Consider the following 21,191-nt stretch of genomic DNA (forward strand, 5'->3'; position numbering starts at 1 on the left):
AGATTAGAAGCAAAATGTAATTTAGTATGCTCACAATTGAGCAATATCTGTTAGATTTTAGAAGATTATAATAAGGATGGGAACATAGCATTCTTATAAGAGAAATAATGTGTAAATAAGGAATTTTTTCACTAAATATGCTCAAAGATGAGCAAACTTTAATGGATTAAGGAGGAAAACAAATGAGTATGAGAGAACCAGCACTCCAACAGGAGGAACAAGTTGAATCTAATTCAGTAAGACCATTCGGATTACGAGATAAAGTCGGTTATTTGCTAGGTGATTTTGGAAACGACTTCTTTTTCTTGCTTGCCAGCACATTCTTAATGGTATTTTATACAGATATTTTCCATATTAATGCTGCAACAGTCGGGGTATTATTTATGGTTGCCCGACTTTGGGATGCATTTGCTGATGTGGCTTGGGGCCGATTCATTGATACAAGACCAGCGACGAAACATGGAAAGTATAAACCATGGGTTCTGCGCATGTCTTTCCCACTAGTATTCACAGGTGTTTTAATGTTCACGACAATACCTGGTATGTCTGATGGTTTCTACCTGGCATGGGCATTTGTGACTTACATTGTATGGGGTACATTGTATGCGACTGTTAGTATTCCATATGGATCAATGGCATCCGTTATGACAGCTGATTCTGTAGAACGTACTTCATTATCAACATGGCGTACAGTAGGGGCAAGCTTAGCAGGTTTAATTATCAATGTTTTGGGACCAGTGATTGTGTTTGTAGACAATAAAATTGATGCAAACCGTATGTTCATGGCTGCGGCTGTGTTTGGCGTTTTGGCAATTGCATGTTATTTCGGTTGTTATAAACTCTCTACAGAACGTATCGTGGCACCGACAAAAGAAGTGGAAAAAGGTGCTTTCCTTCGCTCCATGAAAAGCTTAATGACTAATAAACCATTTGTTTGGGTCTTGTCAGCTTCGCTTATAGCTATGTTAGTACAATACCTACTAACTACTGTTAATATTTATTTGTTTAAAGATTATTTCGGAGATGCATCTGCTTTAAGTTTGATTGGGGCAATACAAATGGTATCTATGTTTTTATGTCTTCCATTAGTAAAGCCGTTAGTTGCGAAATTTGGTAAAAAAGAAACAGCTTTAATCGGTATGTCAATTACTACTATTGTCTATACACTATTATTTTTCTTAAAAGGTCTGTCAGCAATTCAATTTGTGGCCTTTGCGGCAGTGGGTACATTTAGTATGTATCTCTATAACTTTGTGACTTGGGCCTTCATTACTGACGTTACGGATTACCATGAATATAAAACTTCAATGAGAGAAGATGCGACCGTATACTCTGTCATTGCAATGGCAAGAAAAGTAGGTCTTGCTTTAGCTGGCGGTATCGGCGGTGCTGCAATTGCCGCTGTTGGTTATGATGCAACACGTGGAACACAAACACAAGAAGTGCTAGATGGAATCTATGCGTTAGGTACAATCGTACCAGCCATTCTTTATGGTCTAGTTGTTTTAGTCTTGTTTATGTATCCATTAAATAAAAAGAAAACAGCTCAACTTGCTGAAGATTTAGCAGCGAAAAGAGCAAACAATTAATCAGTTGAATCATCTAGGATAAAAGATTGGACCGAATTATTCCATTCGGTCCAATCTTAAATATTTTTATTGCGGAGGATCCAATAATGATAGAGTTAAAGGAAAGAGCGGTAACGGTAGATTTAAAAGCAAAACCTTTTAATTTAACAGATGAAGCTATTAAATGGGTTGAAGAAACCATTGCTAATATGACAATTGAGGAGAAAATCGGTCAGTTATTCGTAAACATGGGTGCTAGCCGTGATGAAGAGTACTTAAAAGGAGTATTAGATAGCTACCATATCGGTGCGGTTCGTTACAACCCGGCTACAGCTGAGCAAGTATACGATCAAAATAAAATCTTACAAGAAAATAGTAAAATACCTTTATTAATCGCTGCAAACACGGAGAACGGCGGAAATGGCGCTTGTATAGATGGCACATATGTAGCAAACCAAGTTAAAATTGGTGCTACAAATGATCCTAAGTATGCTTATGAATTGGGTAGAGTATCTGGTGAAGAAGCAGCTGCTATCGGATGTAACTGGAGTTTTGCACCAGTTGTTGATATCGACATGAACTGGAGAAACCCAGTAATCTCTACTCGTTGCTATTCCAATAAAGCAGAGCAAGTTTTAGAATACTCTTTAGAATATATGAGAGGAATTATGGAAAGTGGTGTAGCTCCGGCTGCTAAGCACTTCCCAGGGGATGGTGTAGATGAAAGGGACCATCACTTATCATTTGCTCCAAACACATTAACAGTAGAAGAGTGGGATAACACATTCGGAAAAGTTTATGGAGGATTAATAGAAGCTGGACTACCGTCTATCATGACAGGACATATGGCTTTACCGGAATATGTACGTCATTTCAAACCAGATGCGACTATTGAAGAGTTAGCAACACCAGCAAGTTTAAGTAATATCGTATTACAAAATCTATTAAGAGATAAATTAAACTTCAATGGTGTAATCGTATCTGATGCTTCCCATATGGTAGCTATGACATCTGCTATGAAGCGGAAAGACATGCTTCCTACAGCAATAGCTGCTGGTTGTGATTTATTCTTATTCTTCAATGACCCAGAAGAAGACTTCAAGTGGATGATGGAAGGATATGAAAAAGGAATTATCACTGAACAAAGACTTGAAGAAGCATTAACTCGTATTTTAGGATTGAAAGCTTCTTTAGGATTGCATGCAAAAGCTAAGACTGAAATTTTACAGCCAAAAGAAGTAGCAATGGCTAAAATGAGAACAGAAAAAAATATGGCTATTGCACCGGAAATTTCAGATAAAGCGATCACATTAGTGAAGAATAAACAGGAATTATTACCAATCAATCCAGAAAAGAATAAGAAGGTTTTACTTGTTGAAGTAAAAGGACCAGAATCCGCATATGGTAAGTTAATGGCTGCTATGACAGCTGGTAAGAAGAAACCAATCGAATTAATGAAGGAACTGCTTGAGAAAGCAGGATTCGAAGTTGAAATCTACGAATCACCAATCGATAAGCTGATGAAACTTCCTCCACAAGAAATGATGGGTGCAATCATGAACGTATACGCTCAAAAACGCCCAATTGCTGAACTGACAAATAATTATGATTTAATCATCAACATAGCAGATGTAGCACCGACTACAGACCAACGTATACAATGGGCTCCTCTGAAGGGAACTCCAGATATACCGTTCTATGTAAATGAAGTACCGACTATCTTTATTTCTTTACAATGCCCGTTCCACTTGGCAGATGTACCGCAAATTAAGACATATATTAATGCATATGATAGTCATGATCATACGGTGACTGCGATCGTTGATAAATTATTGGGACGTTCAGAATTCAAAGGTGTAAGCCCTGTTGATGCATTCTGTGGATTTATCGATGCACAACTTTAATTAGAATTTTTTATAAAAATTCGTTGATTGTGCGATTTAAATCATAATCTTTAAATAAGAAGGTAGTTAGAGCGAGGTTAACTTAACTGAACTTAACTATCTTCTTTACTTTTTATAAAGAGTGAATAGTGTACTAGTAGAGAGGAGTGATAATGAAATATGGTAAAAATGGTATCCAGATTATCTGGTGAGAACAATAATAGCTATGCATACAGAGCCATAAAAGAAGGAATCGTATCATTGAATTTACTGCCTGGACAATTATTGAGTTTGGGAGAACTAACAGAGGCTCTTAACGTCTCAAGTACACCTATTAAAATTGCTATATGGAAGCTTCAGCAGGAACACCTCGTAGATGTAATCCCCCAAGTAGGATCCTATGTTTCAAGAATCAATTTGGAATTAGTTGAGGAAGCAGCATATATGTGGTTCGACTTAGAAAAAGAATACTTGAAATCAGCTTGTCATTCTTTTTCTAAAGAACATATGAATCAGTTGAAGATGAATCTTATTCTTCAAGAGACGCTGTTGGGTCAAAAGGACATAATGAATCAAAAAGAGCTGGCCAGGAAATTTAATGAGTTGGATGATCAGTTTCATTCGATTATCTTTCATGCACATCATAGAACTAATACATGGAAAGCAATTTCTCATATGACGCTGGATTATCACCGAATGATTAGCTTTAGCCAACATCCTTTTGAACAAATGATTGCCGAACACAAAGAAATTATTTCCATAATCGAAAATAAAGAGATAGAAAGAGTAGAAAGAGCTCTTGAAAAACATATATTTAAACCAGTAGATGATTGGAGAAATTTATATAAAGAGGAAGTCTGTTAGAAAAGTGTTAGTGAAATAAGAAAGAAAGCATTACACAACTGAAAAAGCCTCAAAACAAAGGTATCCAAATATAGAAAGATGAATATATCGATTTAATTATGTTGAAGCTACCCAAAAGTTTCGAAAGGTTAATCTAACCAATAAAAAGAGTTGCCAGAAGAATATTTCCTGACGGTAACTCTTTTTATATTTGATGAGTTTTCCAAAATGCTTAGATTATACAAACAAATCTATGTTTCAATGTCTAACCTCTAACGGGATTGTGAAAAACAAACGTTTACTATATCCATATAATTTTAGATTTCAATACGTATTAGCAAAATAAATCAAAAAACTTAAAAAAGTAAGCACTTTCATGTAATGAATTTTATTTATTGATATACTAGTATAATAAGTAGGTGTTCTAAAGAATGCCCTTTAAGAACGCTGACTTCCGGGAGTGTGAAAAGTAGTGAATAAATGGGCAAAGGATATTTATCAACCTAAAGTTTTAGATGGATCTATTTTGGCTTCTTATCGTCTTCAAGGATTAAATACAGATGTGACTGGATTTAATCAATTTGAAACACACGGTACATATGAGATTTATGTCTTTGAAGAGGGGCAGTGTAATTATTTTATTCATAATAAAATGTATGACTTACAACCAGGAGATATCATTCTTTTGGACAGATTTACTTTACATAAGACAAATACTGTTTCTCCTGATACCTATGTAAGGAGTACCATTCATTTTTCACCAGCTTGGTTAGGGAGGTTATTTCCTGTTTTGGGCATGCCAAATCTTTTGGACCCTTTTCAAAAGCTGAATAACTGTATTTTGCGAACTGGATTTGATGCTTCGGGTAAATATGTTGCAGAGAAAATTAAATGGTTCGCAAAGCAACTGGAGATAATCGATCAGGAGTTTCAATCTACAGGTAAAATAAATTCGATATTAGAAACAGAACTGAAAATAGAATTTCTCCAACTATTGATGAAGATTTATAAAATGAGCCAATGTTCACAGCTGCACGTCGAACAAAAGAAGACAGAAAAGAAACAGCATGCTGAGAATATTCTCTCATGGATTAATCAGCACTATTGCGAAAAAATCAGCTTAGAACGTATTGCAAAAGAGTTTAATCTAAATAAATACTATGTATCCCATGTCTTTAAAGAGGTTACTGGCTATACGGTCATGGAATATGTAATGGAATGCAGACTGATTCAGGTGAAGTATTTATTGGAAATGAAGCTTGATCAATCACTGGAAGACATATTCCGCTCGACGGGTTTTGGAAGTGCCGCCCACTTCAGTCGCTTTTTTAAAGAGAGAATTGGGATGACACCAACTAGTTATCGGAAAATGAAAGGAAGACAAACTTTTGGTTAATTATGCTCAGTACTGAGCAATATAAATTTTCTATATCAAAAAAGTTAGAAAACAACACTCATACCAATTTATAAGTAACTTTGATTGAATATGCTCAATATTGAGCAAATGTAAGGCTGTTCCGTTCATAAGAGTAAACACCCTTCTATCTTAAGAAAAAGAAGGTATATGTTTAGTTAATTATGCTCAATACTGAGCAAATTGTATTTGTTGGATAGATTAAGGAGGATAACTAAATGAGCATGAGAGAACCAGTACTCCAGCAGGAGGAACAACTTAACTCTAGTACGGTAAGACCATTCGGCTTACGAGATAAAGTAGGCTATTTACTAGGTGACTTTGGAAACGATTTCTTTTTCTTATTAACTAGTACATTTTTAATGGTATTTTATACAGATATTTTCCATATTAGTGCTGCAACAGTAGGGGTATTATTTATGGTCGCTCGACTATGGGACGCATTTGCTGATGTAGCTTGGGGACGTTTTATTGATACACGACCAACAACAAAAAATGGAAAGTTTAAGCCTTGGATATTGCGTATGTCATTCCCATTAGTATTTACAGGTGTTTTAATGTTCACAACCATTCCTGGAATGTCAGATGGATTCTATCTAGCATGGGCATTTGTGACATATATTGTTTGGGGTACATTATACAGTACAGTTAATATTCCTTATGGATCAATGGCTTCTGTTATTACAGCTGATCCAGTTGAAAGAACAACATTGTCTACATGGCGTACAGTAGGTGCTAGCTTAGCAGGTCTTATTATTAATGTTCTTGGACCAATGATTGTATTTATTGATAACAAAATTAGTGCAGATCGCATGTTCATGACAGCTTGTATCTTCGGTGTGTTAGCAATTGCTTGTTATATTGGTTGCTACAAACTTTCAACAGAACGTATTGAGGCACCAGCAAAAGAAGTGAAGAAGGGTGATTTCCTGCGTTCTTTGAAAAGCTTAGTGAAAAATAAACCATTCCTATGGGTACTAACAGCATCACTCATGACTATGTTAACATCTTTTATTGTTATGGCAGTTAATACGTACTTGTTCAAAGATTATTTCGGTAATGCAGCAGCGCTAAGTATAATTGGACTTGTTCAAATGGCGTCAATGTTCATTACAGTTCCATTAGTTAAGCCACTAGTTGCAAAGTTTGGTAAAAAGGAAATCTCAATTGTCGGAATGGCATTTGCAAGTGTTATATACATTGCGCTATTCTTCTTAAAAGGTATTGAAACAATGCCGTTTATCGCTATTGTAGCACTAGCTATGATGGGCATGAGTTTCTATAGTTTTATTACTTATGCATTCATTTCAGATGTTATTGACTATCATGAATACCTAACATCATTACGAGAAGATGCAACGGTTTATTCTATTGTTTCTATGTCTAGAAAAATAGGACAAGCAGTAGCTGGTGGTATCGGTGGGGTGGCAATCGCCGCTGTTGGTTATAATGCTACATTAGGTACGCAACCACAAGAAGTATTAGATGGTATTTACATGCTAGGTACATTAGTGCCAGGTGTATTATACGGAATAATTGCAGTTGTTTTATTCATGTATCCTTTAAACAAGCAAAAAACAATTGAATTAAGTAAAGAATTAGAAGCAAAACGTAATGCAAATAGTTAATGAATTGAAGATTAAGGATGAATTATTGGCTCTAATTGGTATGAATAATCATTAGAGCCAATTCTAGATATTTTACGGTGGAGGATTTAGTTAATGATCGACTTAAAGGAAAAAACAATGATGGTAGATTTAAAAGCAAAACCGTTTAATTTAACAGATAAAGATATTAAATGGGTAGAAGATACAATTGCAGAGATGACAATCGAGGAAAAAATCGGTCAGTTATTCGTAAACATGGGAGCCAGCCGCGATGAAGAGTACTTAAAAGGAATGTTAGCTACTTATCATATCGGTGCCGTTCGTTACAATCCAGCTACAGCTGAACAAGTATATGACCAAAATAAAATCTTACAAGAAAATAGTAAGGTTCCTCTATTAATAGCTGCAAATACAGAGTGCGGTGGAAATGGTGCTTGTATAGATGGTACATATGTAGGTCATCAAGTAAAAATAGGTGCTACAAATGATCCTAAGTATGCTTATGAATTGGGGAGAGTATCCGGAGAGGAAGCTGCTGCTATCGGGTGTAACTGGAGCTTTGCACCAGTTGTTGATATCGATATGAACTGGAGAAACCCAGTAATATCTACTCGTTGCTACTCCAATAAAGCAGAGCAAGTTTTAGAATACTCTTTAGAATATATGAGAGGAATAATGGAAAGTGGTATAGCTCCAGCTGCTAAGCACTTCCCTGGAGATGGAGTAGATGAAAGGGATCATCACTTATCATTCGCGCCCAATACATTAACAGTAGAAGAGTGGGATAATACATTCGGAAAAGTATATGGAGGATTAATAGAAGCGGGATTACCTTCTATCATGTCAGGGCACATCGCTTTACCGGAATATGTACGTCACTTTAAACCAGATGCAACGATTGAAGAGTTAGCAACGCCATCAAGTTTAAGTAATATCGTCTTACAAAATCTATTAAGAGATAAATTGAACTTTAATGGTGTAATCGTAACGGATGCTTCTCACATGGTAGCGATGACATCTGCTATGAAGCGCAGTGAGATGTTACCTACAGCTATAGCTGCTGGCTGTGACTTATTCTTATTCTTCAATGACCCGGAGGAAGACTTCAACTGGATGATGGAAGGCTATAAAAAAGGAATCATCACTGAAGAAAGACTTGAAGAGGCATTAACTCGTATATTAGGATTGAAAGCTTCTTTAGGATTACATGCAAAAGCTAAAACTGAAATTTTACAGCCAAAAGAAGAAGCCATGGCTAAAATCGGAACAGAAGCAAATAAGGCTGTTGCACCAGAAATATCAGATAAAGCGATCACATTAGTGAAAAATAAGCAGGAATTATTACCAATCAATCCAGAAAAGAATAAGAGGGTTTTACTTGTTGATGTAAAAGGACCAGAATCTGCTTATGGTAAAATCATGGCTGCTATGTCGGGTGGTAAGAAAAAGCCAATCGAATTAATGAAGGAATTACTTGAAAAAGCAGGTTTTGAAGTTGAAATATATGAATCTGCAATAGATAAGATATTAAAACTTCCACCACAAGAAATGTTAGGTGCAGTCATGAACGTATATGCTCAAAAACGTCCAATATCTGATTTAACAAGTAATTATGATTTAATCATAAACATAGCAGACGTACCACCAAGCACAGATCAGCGTATTCAATGGAATCCTTCAAAGGGAACTCCAGATATACCGTTCTATGTAAATGAAGTACCGACAATATTTATATCTTTACAATGTCCATTCCATTTAGCAGATGTGCCGCAAGTTAAGACATACATAAATGCCTATGATAGTCATGAACATACATTATCTGCAATAGTTGATAAATTGTTAGGACGTTCAGAATTTAAAGGTGTAAGCCCTGTCGATGCATTTTGTGGATTTATCGATACAAGAATTTAATGAAGTGTTTATATAAATAATAGGTTTTTAGATTATGTAATTTAAATCATCATTTCATTTCTACCCTAGGTAAGAAGATAGTTAGACGGAATTTAACTATCTTCTTTACTTATATAAAGCTTTGAACAGAGACTAGCAGTGTTTTCTCTAATAGGAGTGAGACTAAGTATGGTGAAAATGTTATCAAGGTTACCAGGTGAGAATAATAATAACTACTCGTATAGAGCAATTAAAGAAGGGATATTATCATTAGAATTACTGCCTGGACAGTTATTAAGTGTTGGAGAACTGACTGAGGCATTAAAAGTATCAAGTACGCCTATAAAAAGTGCGTTATGGAAACTACATCAAGAGCATCTTGTAGATGTTATTCCACAAGTTGGGTCATATGTTTCAAGAATAAATTTGGAATTGGTTGAAGAAGCGTCGTTTATGTGGTTTGACTTAGAAAAGAAATATTTAAAATCAGCATGTAATTATTTTTCTGAAGAGAATGTTGATCAGTTAAGGAGAAATCTTGATCTTCAAGAAATACTGTTGATTCAACAAAACACACTGAGTCCAAAAAAGATGACTAGACAATTTAATGAATTAGATGATGGCTTTCATTCGATTATCTTCCGAGGCCATCATAGGGATAATACTTGGAAAGCAATTTCACGTATGAATATGGATTATCACCGAATGATTAACTTTAGCCAACATCATTTTGAACAGATGATTGCTGAACATAGAAATATACTTTCTATAATTGAGAATAAAGAGATGGAACGAGTGGAAGATACTCTTAAAAAACATATATTCAAACCACTAGATTATTGGAGAAGGTATAAAGAAGAAATCTGCGAGAAGAATGAGCGCAAAATATTCATGGCTACAACATGATCTTACGTTAACGTAATAAAAATTACAAAGAAGCCTCTCAAAAGCTACGCACTTTTAAGGGACTTCTTTTTAAGTTATTAACATAAAAATGTCGATTGTAATTTTTATAATATTAAAGAGTCTTTAGTGTCTTTAATGCACGATGAATTATTAATCAGTAAGATCTACAACAACTTTAATCGTTTCATTGGCAGCGATAGCTGTGTCAAAAGCCTTTGAAAGGTCGTCTAATTTATAGACTTGCGTTACCATTGTTGCGATTGGTGTTTTTTTCTTCTCAATATGATCAACAACACGTACGATATCTTCATGTGTATATCCGCTTGCACCAATAATTTTTACTTCTTTACTCATAATATCCGAGAAACTTACTGGTACGTCTTGTTTGTACACGGCAACAATGGCAAAACGAGCATCAGGTTTTGCCATTTTGAATGCTTGTTCAAATAATGGAGGAGCACCGGCAGCATCAATAAAAGCATCCACATTTGGAAGTGGAAAACCATAGTATTCAGCTGTGCCGAAATATTCAACAAGTGTTGTGGCTAGATCCTGTTTAGTGGTATTGATTGTTTTCGCACCTAATTCTTGAGCTTTAGCTAAACGCCAATCATTGATATCTACTACAACCACATCTTTAATACCTTCTCCGATCAAGCCGGCAGCAGCTGATAATCCGATCGGACCGGCACCAAGTACTACGATATGTTCACCTGGTTTAGGGTTAGTTGAGAAAGCACCATGAAAACCAACGCTCATCGGCTCCATTAATGCCGCTTCTTCAGGTGTTACTTCATCTGAGAAAGTGTATAAGTTATGATTTAAGGCTGCATCTTCGATGACCACAAATTGAGAAAATCCGCCTGCTTCACAAGAAAGTGCCTTACCAACTCGTTTAGCGGTAATCGGATTCACCCCAACGCGCATTCCAACTTGAATGTCCTTTACCTCTGAACCAACCTCTGCGACTTCACCGAAAAATTCATGCCCAAATTCTTTTTCATAACGGATGCCCATATTTCCGGCACCAGCTTTTACAATATTTATATCTGTACCGCAAATACCACAACGCAATGTACGCAATAATACATCCTTCGGTCCGATTGTTGGCATTGGTAACTCTTCAACTCGTACATCATTTAAGCCATGATAAACTCCTGCTTTCATCTCATTCACCCCAATTTTTATAAGTATACTTAATTTTATGACAATTAATATACCAGAGCAATTTGGAACCATTTATATGAACAATAAAAATGTTACTAATCTCCCAAAGATATTTATTATAGGTGGTAATATATGTATATAGTATTTGAAATCTATATATCTGTAATTTCTATTAATTATTGACAAGTAATCAGTATTGCTATTGGTATTGTTTGTAAACGGATTTATCTCAAAATTATTAATGAGACCGACAGACTCTCCGAAACCTGAGTAACTGAAAGAAACTTTATTTAAAAAAATTAAAACCGGAAACGGAATAGCCTCGTCAATATTTAGGAAGGGGGAGAAATAGTGGATGAAATAACAATGGAACGCCTCGTTATTGAGGAAAAGGAGATCATCATCGACGAACTGATGGACCAATATGGGCAAGAAATTTTACAACTCTCCTATTCTTATGTGAAGAATCGTGAACTTGCTGAGGACCTTACCCAAGATATCTTTGTAAAATGCTATCAATCCCTTCATACATATAAGGGGAAATCAAAAATTAGGACATGGTTGTGGAGAATAGCTATTAATCATTGCAAGGATTATTTGAAAAGCTGGTACAAAAACCATGTCTTCCTCTCAAGTGATGAATACATTTATTCTGGTGAAAGTGGGCATAGCACTGAACAAGCGGTTATTCGGCAAGATGAAGAAGAACGTCTGGTGCATTCTGTTATGCATCTGCCGATTAAATATCGGGAAGTCATCTATCTTCATTATTTTGAGGAGATGCCCATTCGTGAAATGGCGCAGGTACTATATATTAATAACAATACAGTGAAAACGAGACTCCGCAGGGCGAAGACACTTTTAAAGGATAGTTGGGAGGGATATAGCGAATGGAAGAACGGTTGAAGGGTCTTAAAAAGGCTATGAAGGAAACTTGCATGCGGGAGCTAGATTTCTCAGAAACTATGAAAAAGCGCATTCATAAGTCCATCGCAAAAGAATCATTCAGCGAGCAGGATATGTTCATTAACCTCCTCCAGCTTCTTTTAAAGGAAAGGACAGGCTTTGAATTAACAAGGCTTCTTGCAGTAAGAGGCATAAGAAAGTATGAGGACCAAGAAGGTTCTATATATGCGTTTTTGCATGAACAGGAGCTAGCGGGAATCATTACGGCTTCATGGGGATCATCAGGAGAAAAAAAGTATCAGCTGACCGACAAGGGGAGACGTGCGCTTGAAAAGTCTGATGAACGAGTATGGCTAGCTAGTCTTACCTTGAGAGGACAGGCGGAGAGGTGATCAGAATGGTCAATGATAGAGAACGCTTTTTGGGAGAAGTTATCGGGCAAATTCGCTCAAAGGAAGCGAAGGTAAGTGTTGAAAAAGAATTGAATTATCATCTTAAGGAAGCAAAGGAATATTGGCTGGGGAAAGGGCTGTCGGCTACGGAGGCACAGGAGAAGGCGATTAAGCAAATGGGAGATCCGTATAAGCTTGGTGAGAAGATGAACAAGCTATACCGACCGAAAGTGGATTGGCTGCTTCTTTCCCTGTTAGCAGCAGTGATGATGCTTGGATTTCTCCCGATTTTATCAATGGATTCGTCACAAGTGGAAATACAGGATTCATTTATGCGGAATAGAGTGATTTTTGGTCTGCTAGGCATAGCGCTGGCAATTGGGATTATGTACTTTGACTATCGGAAGCTGCAAAGATGGGGTTGGGCCTTTTATCTGGTTGGTGTAGCTATACTCTATGGGTTACGGCTAATTCCGTCTTATACAATCTATGGGGAACCTTATTTTGGTATACCAATGCTTGGTTCATTCAATTGTTGGATTGCATTGCCGTTCTTTTTCCTGGCTTGGGCTCAATTTTTTCAGAATAAGAAATTGAAAGTTTGGCAGCTTTTTCTTTTGTTTATCTACTCCTTTTATCTTTTCTTAATGGTTCCAGATCTAGCAATCTCATTTATCTATGGAATGACAGTTTTGATTATGTTATGGTGGAGCCATTTAAGTAAGAAAACTGCATTATTTATAACCGCAAGTACGATTACAGCATTCATAATTGGGTTGGTAGCCGTTTTGCCTTCTTTAAAAGGTTATCAGAATGAGCGGATAGCAGCCTATATAAATCCCGAGAAGTATGCAGATGGTTCAGGGTATATGTATGTGCAACTAAGGGAGCTGATGACCGAAGCAAAATGGTATGGAAGCTCTGCTGGCCAGGGTAATGTTCTTCCAGGAACATATTCCGATTATGCATTGGCGGGTCTGACCTCTCATTTCGGGTATGTTGTCACCGTGGCAGTTCTGATTATTCTCCTATTATTTGTGATTCGAATGGGGTATATTGCGATAGGAGCACGCAATAGATATGGAAAGTTACTTGTTATCGGAGCTCTGGCCCTGTTTTCTTTACAATTTTTCTATAATATTGCGATGATATTCGGGTTTGTCCCGATTATGACAATCTACTTACCGTTTATCAGCTATGGCTGGATGTCGACGATTTTGAATGCGTTTTTAATAGGAATTGTACTTAGTGTTTACAGGCGTAAGCATTATGGTGTAATGACAGAAAGAGAGTGCGAGGTCAATTAGGCCTAGCATCCTTTTTAAGCGAGGTTCGGACCAAACCAATTAACATCATCTTCCATAGGCAGAAAATAAGAGTGGGAAATCACGAAAAGGATTTCAGGCTATATTAACGGACAAATCATCGCGGTTAATGGCGGACGTAATATGCTTAGAGGATAATGATATAATCCCATCTGTTAAACACAGGTGGGATTTTTATGTTAAGGTTAACTTATCCCTCGTTATAGTGGGATTTTGGAGCAATGAGCTAATAGGAGTGTTTAATCATGCAACATTTGCAGTTCGAAAAATCGTGGGATAAAGCGTTATCTGCCCAGGACCGAAGCTATATAGAAAAAGTATTTGTAGAGACAAAGCATCTAAACGGCACAGGTGTAATTTTCTCTCCTATCCGGGAAGCCATCAACCACAAAGAGGCACTGCTTGTGACCGTATTAGTCCATAATTTCACGGATCAGCCGCTTACATTTAATAACACAAGATTACGATACAAAATTCAGGGAGAGGTTATTGCGGAAAATGAATTTACCTTACCTAAGCTTGTGATTCCAAATGAAGTTAGTATGCCATGGACATTTATATTTCCAAAAGAAAGCTACAAAACACAGCTATCTATTAAGAATGGACGATTAGAGGCAGTTTGATTTTCAACAGGCAAAAAGACCAAAATCAGTTGAATAAAATTATATCGAAAATAGTAAAAAGTTTTTAATATAAATAAAGTTTCTGAGAGATCTAAACTTCCTAAGGTAATATAAAACGGCTTGATTCAAGTAGGAATCATCAAGCCGTTTTTATTATCAGGAAGATTTAGCATGAAGTATGACGAGGAATTTTCCATCCTGGACTTCATTAGAGTAACGTTGAGCGTCCTCTTCAGAAAGTCCGATATTCATCAGAGAGTTTAATAATCCTCCTTCACTGGATCGGGCTCCAACTAGCGCACCGCCGAGCATAGTTAAAACAGGACCTGCAGCCAAAATTGCCCCTAAACCTGGGACCAATACAGCCGGTAATCCTGCAAGTGCGCCGGCAATGCCGAGTGCCCCTCCGGTAGCAGCTCCTGCAATAGCTCCATCCATAGTAGATGTTTTTACTTCCTGTGACATCTTGGATAAATCATTTGCCTGGTTAGCAATCACAGATATTTCAACAGTAGTATAGCCTTCCTTTTTAAACTCCTCAATAGCATCTGCTGCTTGTTGTTCGTTCTCATATACGTGAATCACATAATCTCCCATTCTATACCTCCCAATTTCATTAATATGGGTTATTTACCCGTTTTAATATCTTTAGACACTTTTTCCTGGGTGTGCTGGATAGATCGTTATTTTTTATTAAATTAAAGTATTCGATTTATAATAAAATGGGTTCGGGCCAGACAACGAGTCATAAGGAAACACCTTTTTATCTTGTTAAAATCAAGAAAAATAAAATTTAATTCTAAATAAAACAGTGAATAACTGAGTAATTTAAAGATTTCATATCATTTGGCTATCAAAGTGGTTATATTTAACTGTTTTTCTGTATTTTAGGATGAATATGAGCTGCTCATACTCTTTACAACTGGAAAATACCGGAGTAGTATTACTCTCATAATTAAATCATTCTTAATCGCTGAATCTTGAAAGAGCGGGGGAACCACTTTTGTGACAATGTCACTTGGGGTGAATCCTTAACAAGGTAGGGCTACTCTTTTGGCCCGAATCCGACAGCTAACCTCGTAAGCGTTAAGGGAGAGGATGGTGTAACTGGGGAGTCGAAGAAGTTATTTCGACCACAGGGTAGACCTCTGTGGTCTTTTTTGAAATTTAACAATTTAATACGTTAATATCTTAAATCGCTGAGTCTTTTAAAGAGCGGGGGAACCACTTTTGTGACAATGTCACTTGGGGTGAATCCTTAACAAGGTAGGGCTACTCTTTTGGCCCGAATCCGACAGCTAACCTCGTAAGCGTTAAGAGAGAAGGTATTACCTTTGGATTAAAGCCCACTGTGTAATACAGAGGGCTTTTTTGTGCTTTTTAAATGGTAAAATTTAACAAAAATCAAGGAGGAACCAACCAAATGTTACGTATGAGTTATCTGGATATTAAGCTGCTCGAGGAAAAAGCAAAAATAGAGGATGAGAATGCAAGAAGAGCTAGTTCAATCGTTTACCAGAATAACCAGATGAATATTTCATTTTATCCGAAGGTTTCTCTAAAGTTAGATAAAAGGGCAATAAGGCGTGTCCTTTCTATCATTCGATAAACAAATATGGGATATAGAAAGGACAGCTTTATCTTTCAATGAGATTTAAGGGGGATTTAAAAGTGGGAAACGTGCTGATTATCGGCAAAGGCAATCTTTATACATCAGTGATTTCTAGTAATAGCTTCAGAACAAGGGCATTTGATGTATTGTCATATAAGCAATATTTTAAATCTCTTTACAACACGGAAAATGGAAACAGGAGAATAGATAACCAAATTGAAATGGAAAAGGAACTTTTGGTATATAACAAGGTTTATATTATTTCAGATTCCATCAATGAAGGGTTCGAATTGATTACCTTCTTTTCTAAATTGGGTACGAGAAAAATCATTGTTGCGACACAATGCAGCAGGGATTATCAGCTTTACAAGAAGCTCGGCGCCAAACTTGTTTATATAAGTAAACCTGGAAGCAGCTCATATAGTTGGTTAACCAATCACCTTTAACCTTTAGCTGTGGATTAAAAAATTAATTTTATGAAAGGAAGGTTCTTGTGGATTTTATTTCAATTGGATTAGCAGTAGGTTCATTTCTACTATTTTGGGGATTTATCAAATTTTGTGACAATGTGATTGAGGAACGAGGGGTAGAAAAATGATCTTTATAGGAATTGTTGTAGGTGGACTTGCGATTTACTTGGTTGATGCCTTAATTCATCCAGAGAGATATTAATTTATTAAAACACTATGGGGGAAAGAATAATGGATTTTATACAAATAGCATTGGTATTAGCAGTTCTTTTATTGCTTGCTATACCTATGGGGCGCTACATAGCCCGTGCTTTCTCTTTGGAAGAGACAAAGCTTGATCGAGCATTTGGCGGAATAGAGAAAATAATTTATAAGCTGTCAGGAATTTCGCAAGGGAATATGAAATGGAAGCAATACGCAAAGGCTTTATTGGTTAGTAATATAGCAATGTTTGCTATATGTTATATAATCGTTCGTCTACAAGGTGTTTTACCGGGAAATCCAAGTGGGATTGCTTCAATGGATCCGTTCTTATCTTTTAATACAGTAGCGAGTTTTTTAACCAATACTAATTTACAACACTATAGCGGAGAATCAGGTTTATCTTATTTATCACAAATGATGGTTATTATCTTTCTGATGTTTACAACACCAGCGACAGGAATTGCTCTATGTATCGCCTTTATGAGAGGCCTGACAGGGCAAAAAAGCATAGGTAACTTTTATGTGGATTTAATCCGTGCCCATACACGTATTCTGATCCCGCTTTCCATCCTGGTTGGAATCGTGCTAGTAGGTCAGGGAGTTCCGCAAACAATAGGGCCGACGATTACAGCTACGACCCTGGAGGGTGCCGAACAGCAGATTGCGCGTGGACCTGTTGCAGCTTTGGAATCTATTAAGCATTTAGGGACTAATGGCGGGGGATTTTTCGGTGTAAACTCTGCACATCCATTTGAGAATCCAACACCACTCACGAACGTTATTGAAATCTTATCCATGTTTTTACTACCAGCTTCACTGCCAATCGCTTTTGGACATATGGCTAGAAGCCGTAAGCAAGGTTGGATTTTATTCAGTGCGATGGGAATTATGTTTCTTGCGTTCTTATCATTAGCCTATTTTAGTGAAGCAAATGGAAATCCTGCGCTTCGAGAAATCGGCCTTTCTCAATCAGATGGAAGTATGGAAGGGAAGGAAGTGCGGTTTGGAATTGCCCAAAGTGCCCTATTTACAACAGTTACAACAGCTGCAACCACAGGCACAGTAAACAATATGCATGACACGTTAACCCCGCTTGGAGGGTTGGTTCCATTGGGGGAAATGATGTTGAATTGTGTATTTGGTGGGGACGGTGTTGGAACCGTAAATATTTTAATGTATGCCATTCTAGCTGTTTTCTTAGCAGGATTAATGGTTGGGCGAACACCTGAATTTTTAGGGCGTAAAATCGAAGCGAAAGAAATGAAGTTAATCGCCATTACCATTTTAATACATCCGCTAATTATTCTGGCTCCATCGGCCATTGCGCTGGCAACAGAAATGGGGTCATCAGCGATTTCGAATTCAGGGTTCCATGGAATTACTCAAGTCGTCTATGAATTTACTTCATCTGCGGCGAACAATGGATCAGGATTTGAAGGCTTAGGTGATAATACACCATTTTGGAATATATCAACAGGGTTAGTGATGTTATTTGGCCGCTATTTCTCCATGATTGCCATGCTTGCAGTAGCTGGATCGTTACTAAATAAAAAACCTGTTCCGGAAACGATTGGTACGTTTAAATCAGATAACATCACATTCATCGTTCTTCTGGTGACTACGGTTTTAATCGTAGGGGCATTAACATTCTTCCCAGTTATCACGCTCGGACCAATTGCGGAGTATTTATCGATTCGCTAATAAAGAAAAAAGAAGGTAAAGGAGTATTCTAATGAACACAAAGCGTAAAGCGGCGATTAATAACGCTATAGTCAAGCGTGCTTTAATAGATGCTTTTAAAAAGCTGGACCCGCGTCTGATGGCTAAAAATCCAGTCATGTTTGTAGTAGAGGTTGGGTTTGTTATCACCCTAATCCTGACCATTTTCCCCACCCTATTTGGAGGGGGAGCGAGTTCAATTTACAACGGGAGTGTAAGTGCAATCTTACTTCTTACCATTCTATTCGCTAACTTTGCGGAATCTTTAGCAGAAGGAAGAGGTAAGGCACAAGCTGAAAGCTTGAAAAAGACAAAACAAGATACAAGTGCCAGATTGCTTTTGAAAGATGGATCAACCAAAATGGTCCAATCAACTGAATTGAGAAAAGGGGATATAGTTGTTGTCAAAGCAACTGAATTGATTCCTGGCGATGGGGAAATTGTAGAAGGGGTAGCCTCTGTTGATGAATCAGCAATAACAGGTGAATCTGCACCGGTTATTAAAGAATCTGGTGGAGATTTCAGCTCAGTCACCGGCGGTACACGAGTAATTAGTGACAGGCTAAAGATTCGAGTGACGACGGATCCAGGTGAATCCTTCCTTGATCGTATGATTCATTTGGTTGAAGGAGCTAAGCGCCAAAAAACACCGAATGAAATTGCATTAAATACATTGCTCGTCAGCTTAACGTTGATATTCTTAATTGTTTGTACGACCCTGGTTCCAATCGCCTCCTATGTTGGAGTGACTATACCAATCGCAACTTTGGTAGCCTTACTTGTTTGTTTGATTCCTACGACGATTGGGGGACTGCTTTCAGCGATTGGAGTCGCCGGGATGGACCGAGTTACTCAATTTAATGTAATTGCTATGTCAGGTAAAGCAGTGGAGGCGGCTGGGGATATTAATACGATAATTCTCGATAAAACAGGAACGATAACCTATGGGAACCGGATGGCTACAGCATTTGTGTCCGTTGGAAAAGCAGATCAAATAGAGCTGAATAAAGCCGCACAAGCTAGCTCTCTTCATGATGAGACTCCTGAGGGACGCTCGATCATTGAGCTGGCAAAAAAATCAGGTGTTTTAGAAACTGTGGGCCATGAAATTGATTCCGAAGGCGTTGAATTTAAAGCGGAAACACGGATGAGCGGAACGGACTTTGCGGATGGAGGGAGAATTAGAAAAGGGGCCGTAGATGCTATTAAAGAATATGTGACCGCTCAGGGAGGGACTGTACCAAAGGATCTTGATAGTAAAACAAAAACAATCGCAATGGAAGGTGGCACACCGCTTGCAGTAGCAGAAGGTAATAAAATTCTAGGCTTAATATATTTAAAAGATACCGTCAAACCGGGAATGAAAGAACGATTTGACGAATTACGAAAAATGGGGATAAAAACGGTCATGTGTACAGGGGATAACCCACTGACCGCCGCAACGATCGCTCGTGAGGCGGGGGTGGATGATTTTATCTCTGAGGCAAAACCCGAAGATAAGATTTCCGTTATTAAAAAGGAACAAGCCGAAGGAAAGCTGGTAGCGATGACAGGAGACGGAACGAATGATGCACCGGCACTCGCGCAGGCTGATGTTGGCCTTGCGATGAATAGCGGAACGATTGCGGCAAAAGAGGCGGCGAACATGGTTGACTTAGATTCTGACCCAACGAAGATCATTGAAGTAGTAGCCATCGGTAAGCAACTGTTAATGACAAGAGGTGCTTTGACTACGTTCAGTATTGCTAATGATGTTGCGAAATACTTTGCGATTATCCCAGCTATGTTTATGGTAGCAATCCCGCAAATAGGGGCACTAAATATTATGAATCTAAATACACCACAAAGCGCGATTCTATCCGCTCTCATCTTTAACGCAATTATCATCCCATTGCTTATACCACTGGCAATGAAGGGTGTTAAATATGTGCCGATGAGTTCTACAAAACTATTAAATCGTAACCTCACGATTTTTGGATTCGGGGGAGTCATTGTTCCGTTTATCGGTATTAAGGTAATCGATTCTCTGCTTATGGTCATGAATTTTGTTTAAAAATAACTAATAAAGTAAAGGTGACGTATACATGTTGAAAAATTTGAGGGTAAGTCTGGTACTACTTCTTATATGCGGGATCATGTATCCTTTGGCGATGACAGGGGTATTACAGCTGATTTTCCCAGCTAAAGCCGATGGCAGTGTGATCGAAGCTAAAGACGGGGATGTGGTAGGTTCTGAATTGATTGGGCAGAGTTTTAAGGATGCGAAATACTTCATGAGCCGTGTATCTTCTATTGAATATAATGCTTCTGGATCAGGGTCAGGAAATTATGCACCATCTAATGAGGATATGATTGAGCGGACTAAAAACGATATAAAGGCATTTTTAGAAAATAACCCTGATGTGCAAAAAGAAGATATTCCGGCAGATCTTTTAACAAATTCAGGTTCAGGTTTGGATCCGCATATTTCACCGATGGCAGCGAAGATTCAAGTACCGAGAATTGCTGATGTCAGGGACATGGATGAAGAGCAATTAGAGTCCCTTATTATAAAAAATACGGATGGAAGGCAATATGGGATATTAGGAGAACCGCGGGTAAATGTATTACAGCTAAATATGGAGCTTGATAGATTGAAATAAGGAAGAAGGAGAAAGGAAGA

The 21,191-nt window shown here is 37.6% G+C and carries 19 protein-coding genes and 2 riboswitches; of the genes, 17 read left to right on the top strand and 2 right to left on the bottom strand.

Going from position 1 to position 21,191, the window contains the following annotated elements; translation table 11 throughout:
• Positions 1–182 precede the first annotated feature (182 nt).
• The 7 genes from AC4G3O_RS16640 to AC4G3O_RS16670 all read left to right on the top strand — a co-directional run bounded on the left by AC4G3O_RS16640 (position 183) and on the right by AC4G3O_RS16670 (position 10,111).
• On the top strand, positions 183–1,589 hold the full coding sequence (locus AC4G3O_RS16640) for an MFS transporter (RefSeq protein WP_308810556.1): 1,407 nt from the start codon (positions 183–185) through the stop codon (positions 1,587–1,589).
• A gap of 86 nt (positions 1,590–1,675) precedes the next feature.
• Positions 1,676–3,472, top strand: coding sequence for a glycoside hydrolase family 3 protein (locus AC4G3O_RS16645; protein WP_066109952.1), 1,797 nt, complete (start codon positions 1,676–1,678; stop codon positions 3,470–3,472).
• Positions 3,473–3,631: 159 nt separating this feature from the next.
• Entirely contained in the window at positions 3,632–4,315 is a 684-nt protein-coding gene (locus tag AC4G3O_RS16650; RefSeq protein WP_490996826.1) for a GntR family transcriptional regulator, read from the top strand.
• 451 nt (positions 4,316–4,766) lie between these two features.
• Positions 4,767–5,690 carry an AraC family transcriptional regulator gene (locus AC4G3O_RS16655; RefSeq protein WP_066109945.1) on the top strand — a complete coding sequence of 308 codons (924 nt, stop codon included), beginning with the start codon at positions 4,767–4,769 and terminating at the stop codon, positions 5,688–5,690.
• Positions 5,691–5,932: 242 nt separating this feature from the next.
• Positions 5,933–7,336, top strand: coding sequence for an MFS transporter (locus tag AC4G3O_RS16660; protein WP_491136490.1), 1,404 nt, complete (start codon positions 5,933–5,935; stop codon positions 7,334–7,336).
• A 93-nt stretch (positions 7,337–7,429) separates the two neighbouring features.
• Positions 7,430–9,226 (top strand): glycoside hydrolase family 3 protein, encoded by a 1,797-nt coding sequence (locus AC4G3O_RS16665; RefSeq protein WP_491136480.1) that lies wholly within the window; start codon positions 7,430–7,432, stop codon positions 9,224–9,226.
• Positions 9,227–9,394: 168 nt separating this feature from the next.
• Positions 9,395–10,111 carry a GntR family transcriptional regulator gene (locus AC4G3O_RS16670; protein WP_066109938.1) on the top strand — a complete coding sequence of 239 codons (717 nt, stop codon included), beginning with the start codon at positions 9,395–9,397 and terminating at the stop codon, positions 10,109–10,111.
• 150 nt (positions 10,112–10,261) lie between these two features.
• Here AC4G3O_RS16670 and AC4G3O_RS16675 read toward each other — a convergent pair whose 3' ends face one another.
• Positions 10,262–11,278, bottom strand: a complete 1,017-nt coding sequence (locus AC4G3O_RS16675) for a zinc-dependent alcohol dehydrogenase (RefSeq protein WP_066109935.1) — start codon at positions 11,276–11,278, stop codon at positions 10,262–10,264.
• Positions 11,279–11,629: 351 nt separating this feature from the next.
• On the opposite strand from AC4G3O_RS16675, the gene AC4G3O_RS16680 reads away from it, so the two are divergent.
• From AC4G3O_RS16680 to AC4G3O_RS16695, 4 genes are all read left to right on the top strand, one after another.
• A complete protein-coding gene (locus AC4G3O_RS16680) occupies positions 11,630–12,184 on the top strand; it encodes a sigma-70 family RNA polymerase sigma factor (RefSeq protein ID WP_148631264.1) in 555 nt (184 codons plus the stop codon).
• Positions 12,169–12,576, top strand: coding sequence for a PadR family transcriptional regulator (locus AC4G3O_RS16685; RefSeq protein WP_140462264.1), 408 nt, complete (start codon positions 12,169–12,171; stop codon positions 12,574–12,576). Before AC4G3O_RS16680 ends, AC4G3O_RS16685 begins: the two co-directional genes overlap by 16 nt.
• A 5-nt stretch (positions 12,577–12,581) precedes the next feature.
• A complete protein-coding gene (locus tag AC4G3O_RS16690) occupies positions 12,582–13,883 on the top strand; it encodes an FtsW/RodA/SpoVE family cell cycle protein (protein WP_491136481.1) in 1,302 nt (433 codons plus the stop codon).
• Between the two features lie 263 nt (positions 13,884–14,146).
• Positions 14,147–14,524 (top strand): SLAP domain-containing protein, encoded by a 378-nt coding sequence (locus tag AC4G3O_RS16695; protein WP_148631268.1) that lies wholly within the window; start codon positions 14,147–14,149, stop codon positions 14,522–14,524.
• A 156-nt stretch (positions 14,525–14,680) separates the two neighbouring features.
• On the opposite strand, the gene AC4G3O_RS16700 is transcribed toward AC4G3O_RS16695, so the two are convergent.
• Positions 14,681–15,121, bottom strand: coding sequence for a general stress protein (locus tag AC4G3O_RS16700; RefSeq protein WP_491136482.1), 441 nt, complete (start codon positions 15,119–15,121; stop codon positions 14,681–14,683).
• Between the two features lie 364 nt (positions 15,122–15,485).
• A riboswitch (cyclic di-AMP (ydaO/yuaA leader) is annotated at positions 15,486–15,626 on the top strand.
• Between the two features lie 85 nt (positions 15,627–15,711).
• A riboswitch (cyclic di-AMP (ydaO/yuaA leader) is annotated at positions 15,712–15,851 on the top strand.
• Between the two features lie 96 nt (positions 15,852–15,947).
• On the opposite strand from AC4G3O_RS16700, the gene AC4G3O_RS16705 reads away from it, so the two are divergent.
• From AC4G3O_RS16705 to kdpC, 6 genes are all read left to right on the top strand, one after another.
• Positions 15,948–16,133, top strand: coding sequence for a hypothetical protein (locus tag AC4G3O_RS16705; protein WP_066109921.1), 186 nt, complete (start codon positions 15,948–15,950; stop codon positions 16,131–16,133).
• Positions 16,134–16,195: 62 nt separating this feature from the next.
• On the top strand, positions 16,196–16,582 hold the full coding sequence (locus AC4G3O_RS16710; RefSeq protein ID WP_066109918.1) for a hypothetical protein: 387 nt from the start codon (positions 16,196–16,198) through the stop codon (positions 16,580–16,582).
• A 148-nt stretch (positions 16,583–16,730) separates the two neighbouring features.
• Entirely contained in the window at positions 16,731–16,808 is a 78-nt protein-coding gene (locus tag AC4G3O_RS16715) for a potassium-transporting ATPase subunit F (RefSeq protein WP_077248205.1), read from the top strand.
• 29 nt (positions 16,809–16,837) lie between these two features.
• Positions 16,838–18,511 carry a potassium-transporting ATPase subunit KdpA gene (kdpA, locus tag AC4G3O_RS16720; RefSeq protein ID WP_490553677.1) on the top strand — a complete coding sequence of 558 codons (1,674 nt, stop codon included), beginning with the start codon at positions 16,838–16,840 and terminating at the stop codon, positions 18,509–18,511.
• 31 nt (positions 18,512–18,542) lie between these two features.
• Entirely contained in the window at positions 18,543–20,582 is a 2,040-nt protein-coding gene (gene kdpB, locus AC4G3O_RS16725; RefSeq protein ID WP_490553679.1) for a potassium-transporting ATPase subunit KdpB, read from the top strand.
• Positions 20,583–20,613: 31 nt separating this feature from the next.
• Positions 20,614–21,171: a potassium-transporting ATPase subunit KdpC gene (kdpC, locus tag AC4G3O_RS16730; RefSeq protein WP_491136483.1), complete on the top strand. Its 558-nt coding sequence runs from the start codon at positions 20,614–20,616 to the stop codon at positions 21,169–21,171.
• Positions 21,172–21,191 lie beyond the last annotated feature (20 nt).

The organism is Bacillus sp. z14 (2026) (assembly GCF_058313575.1).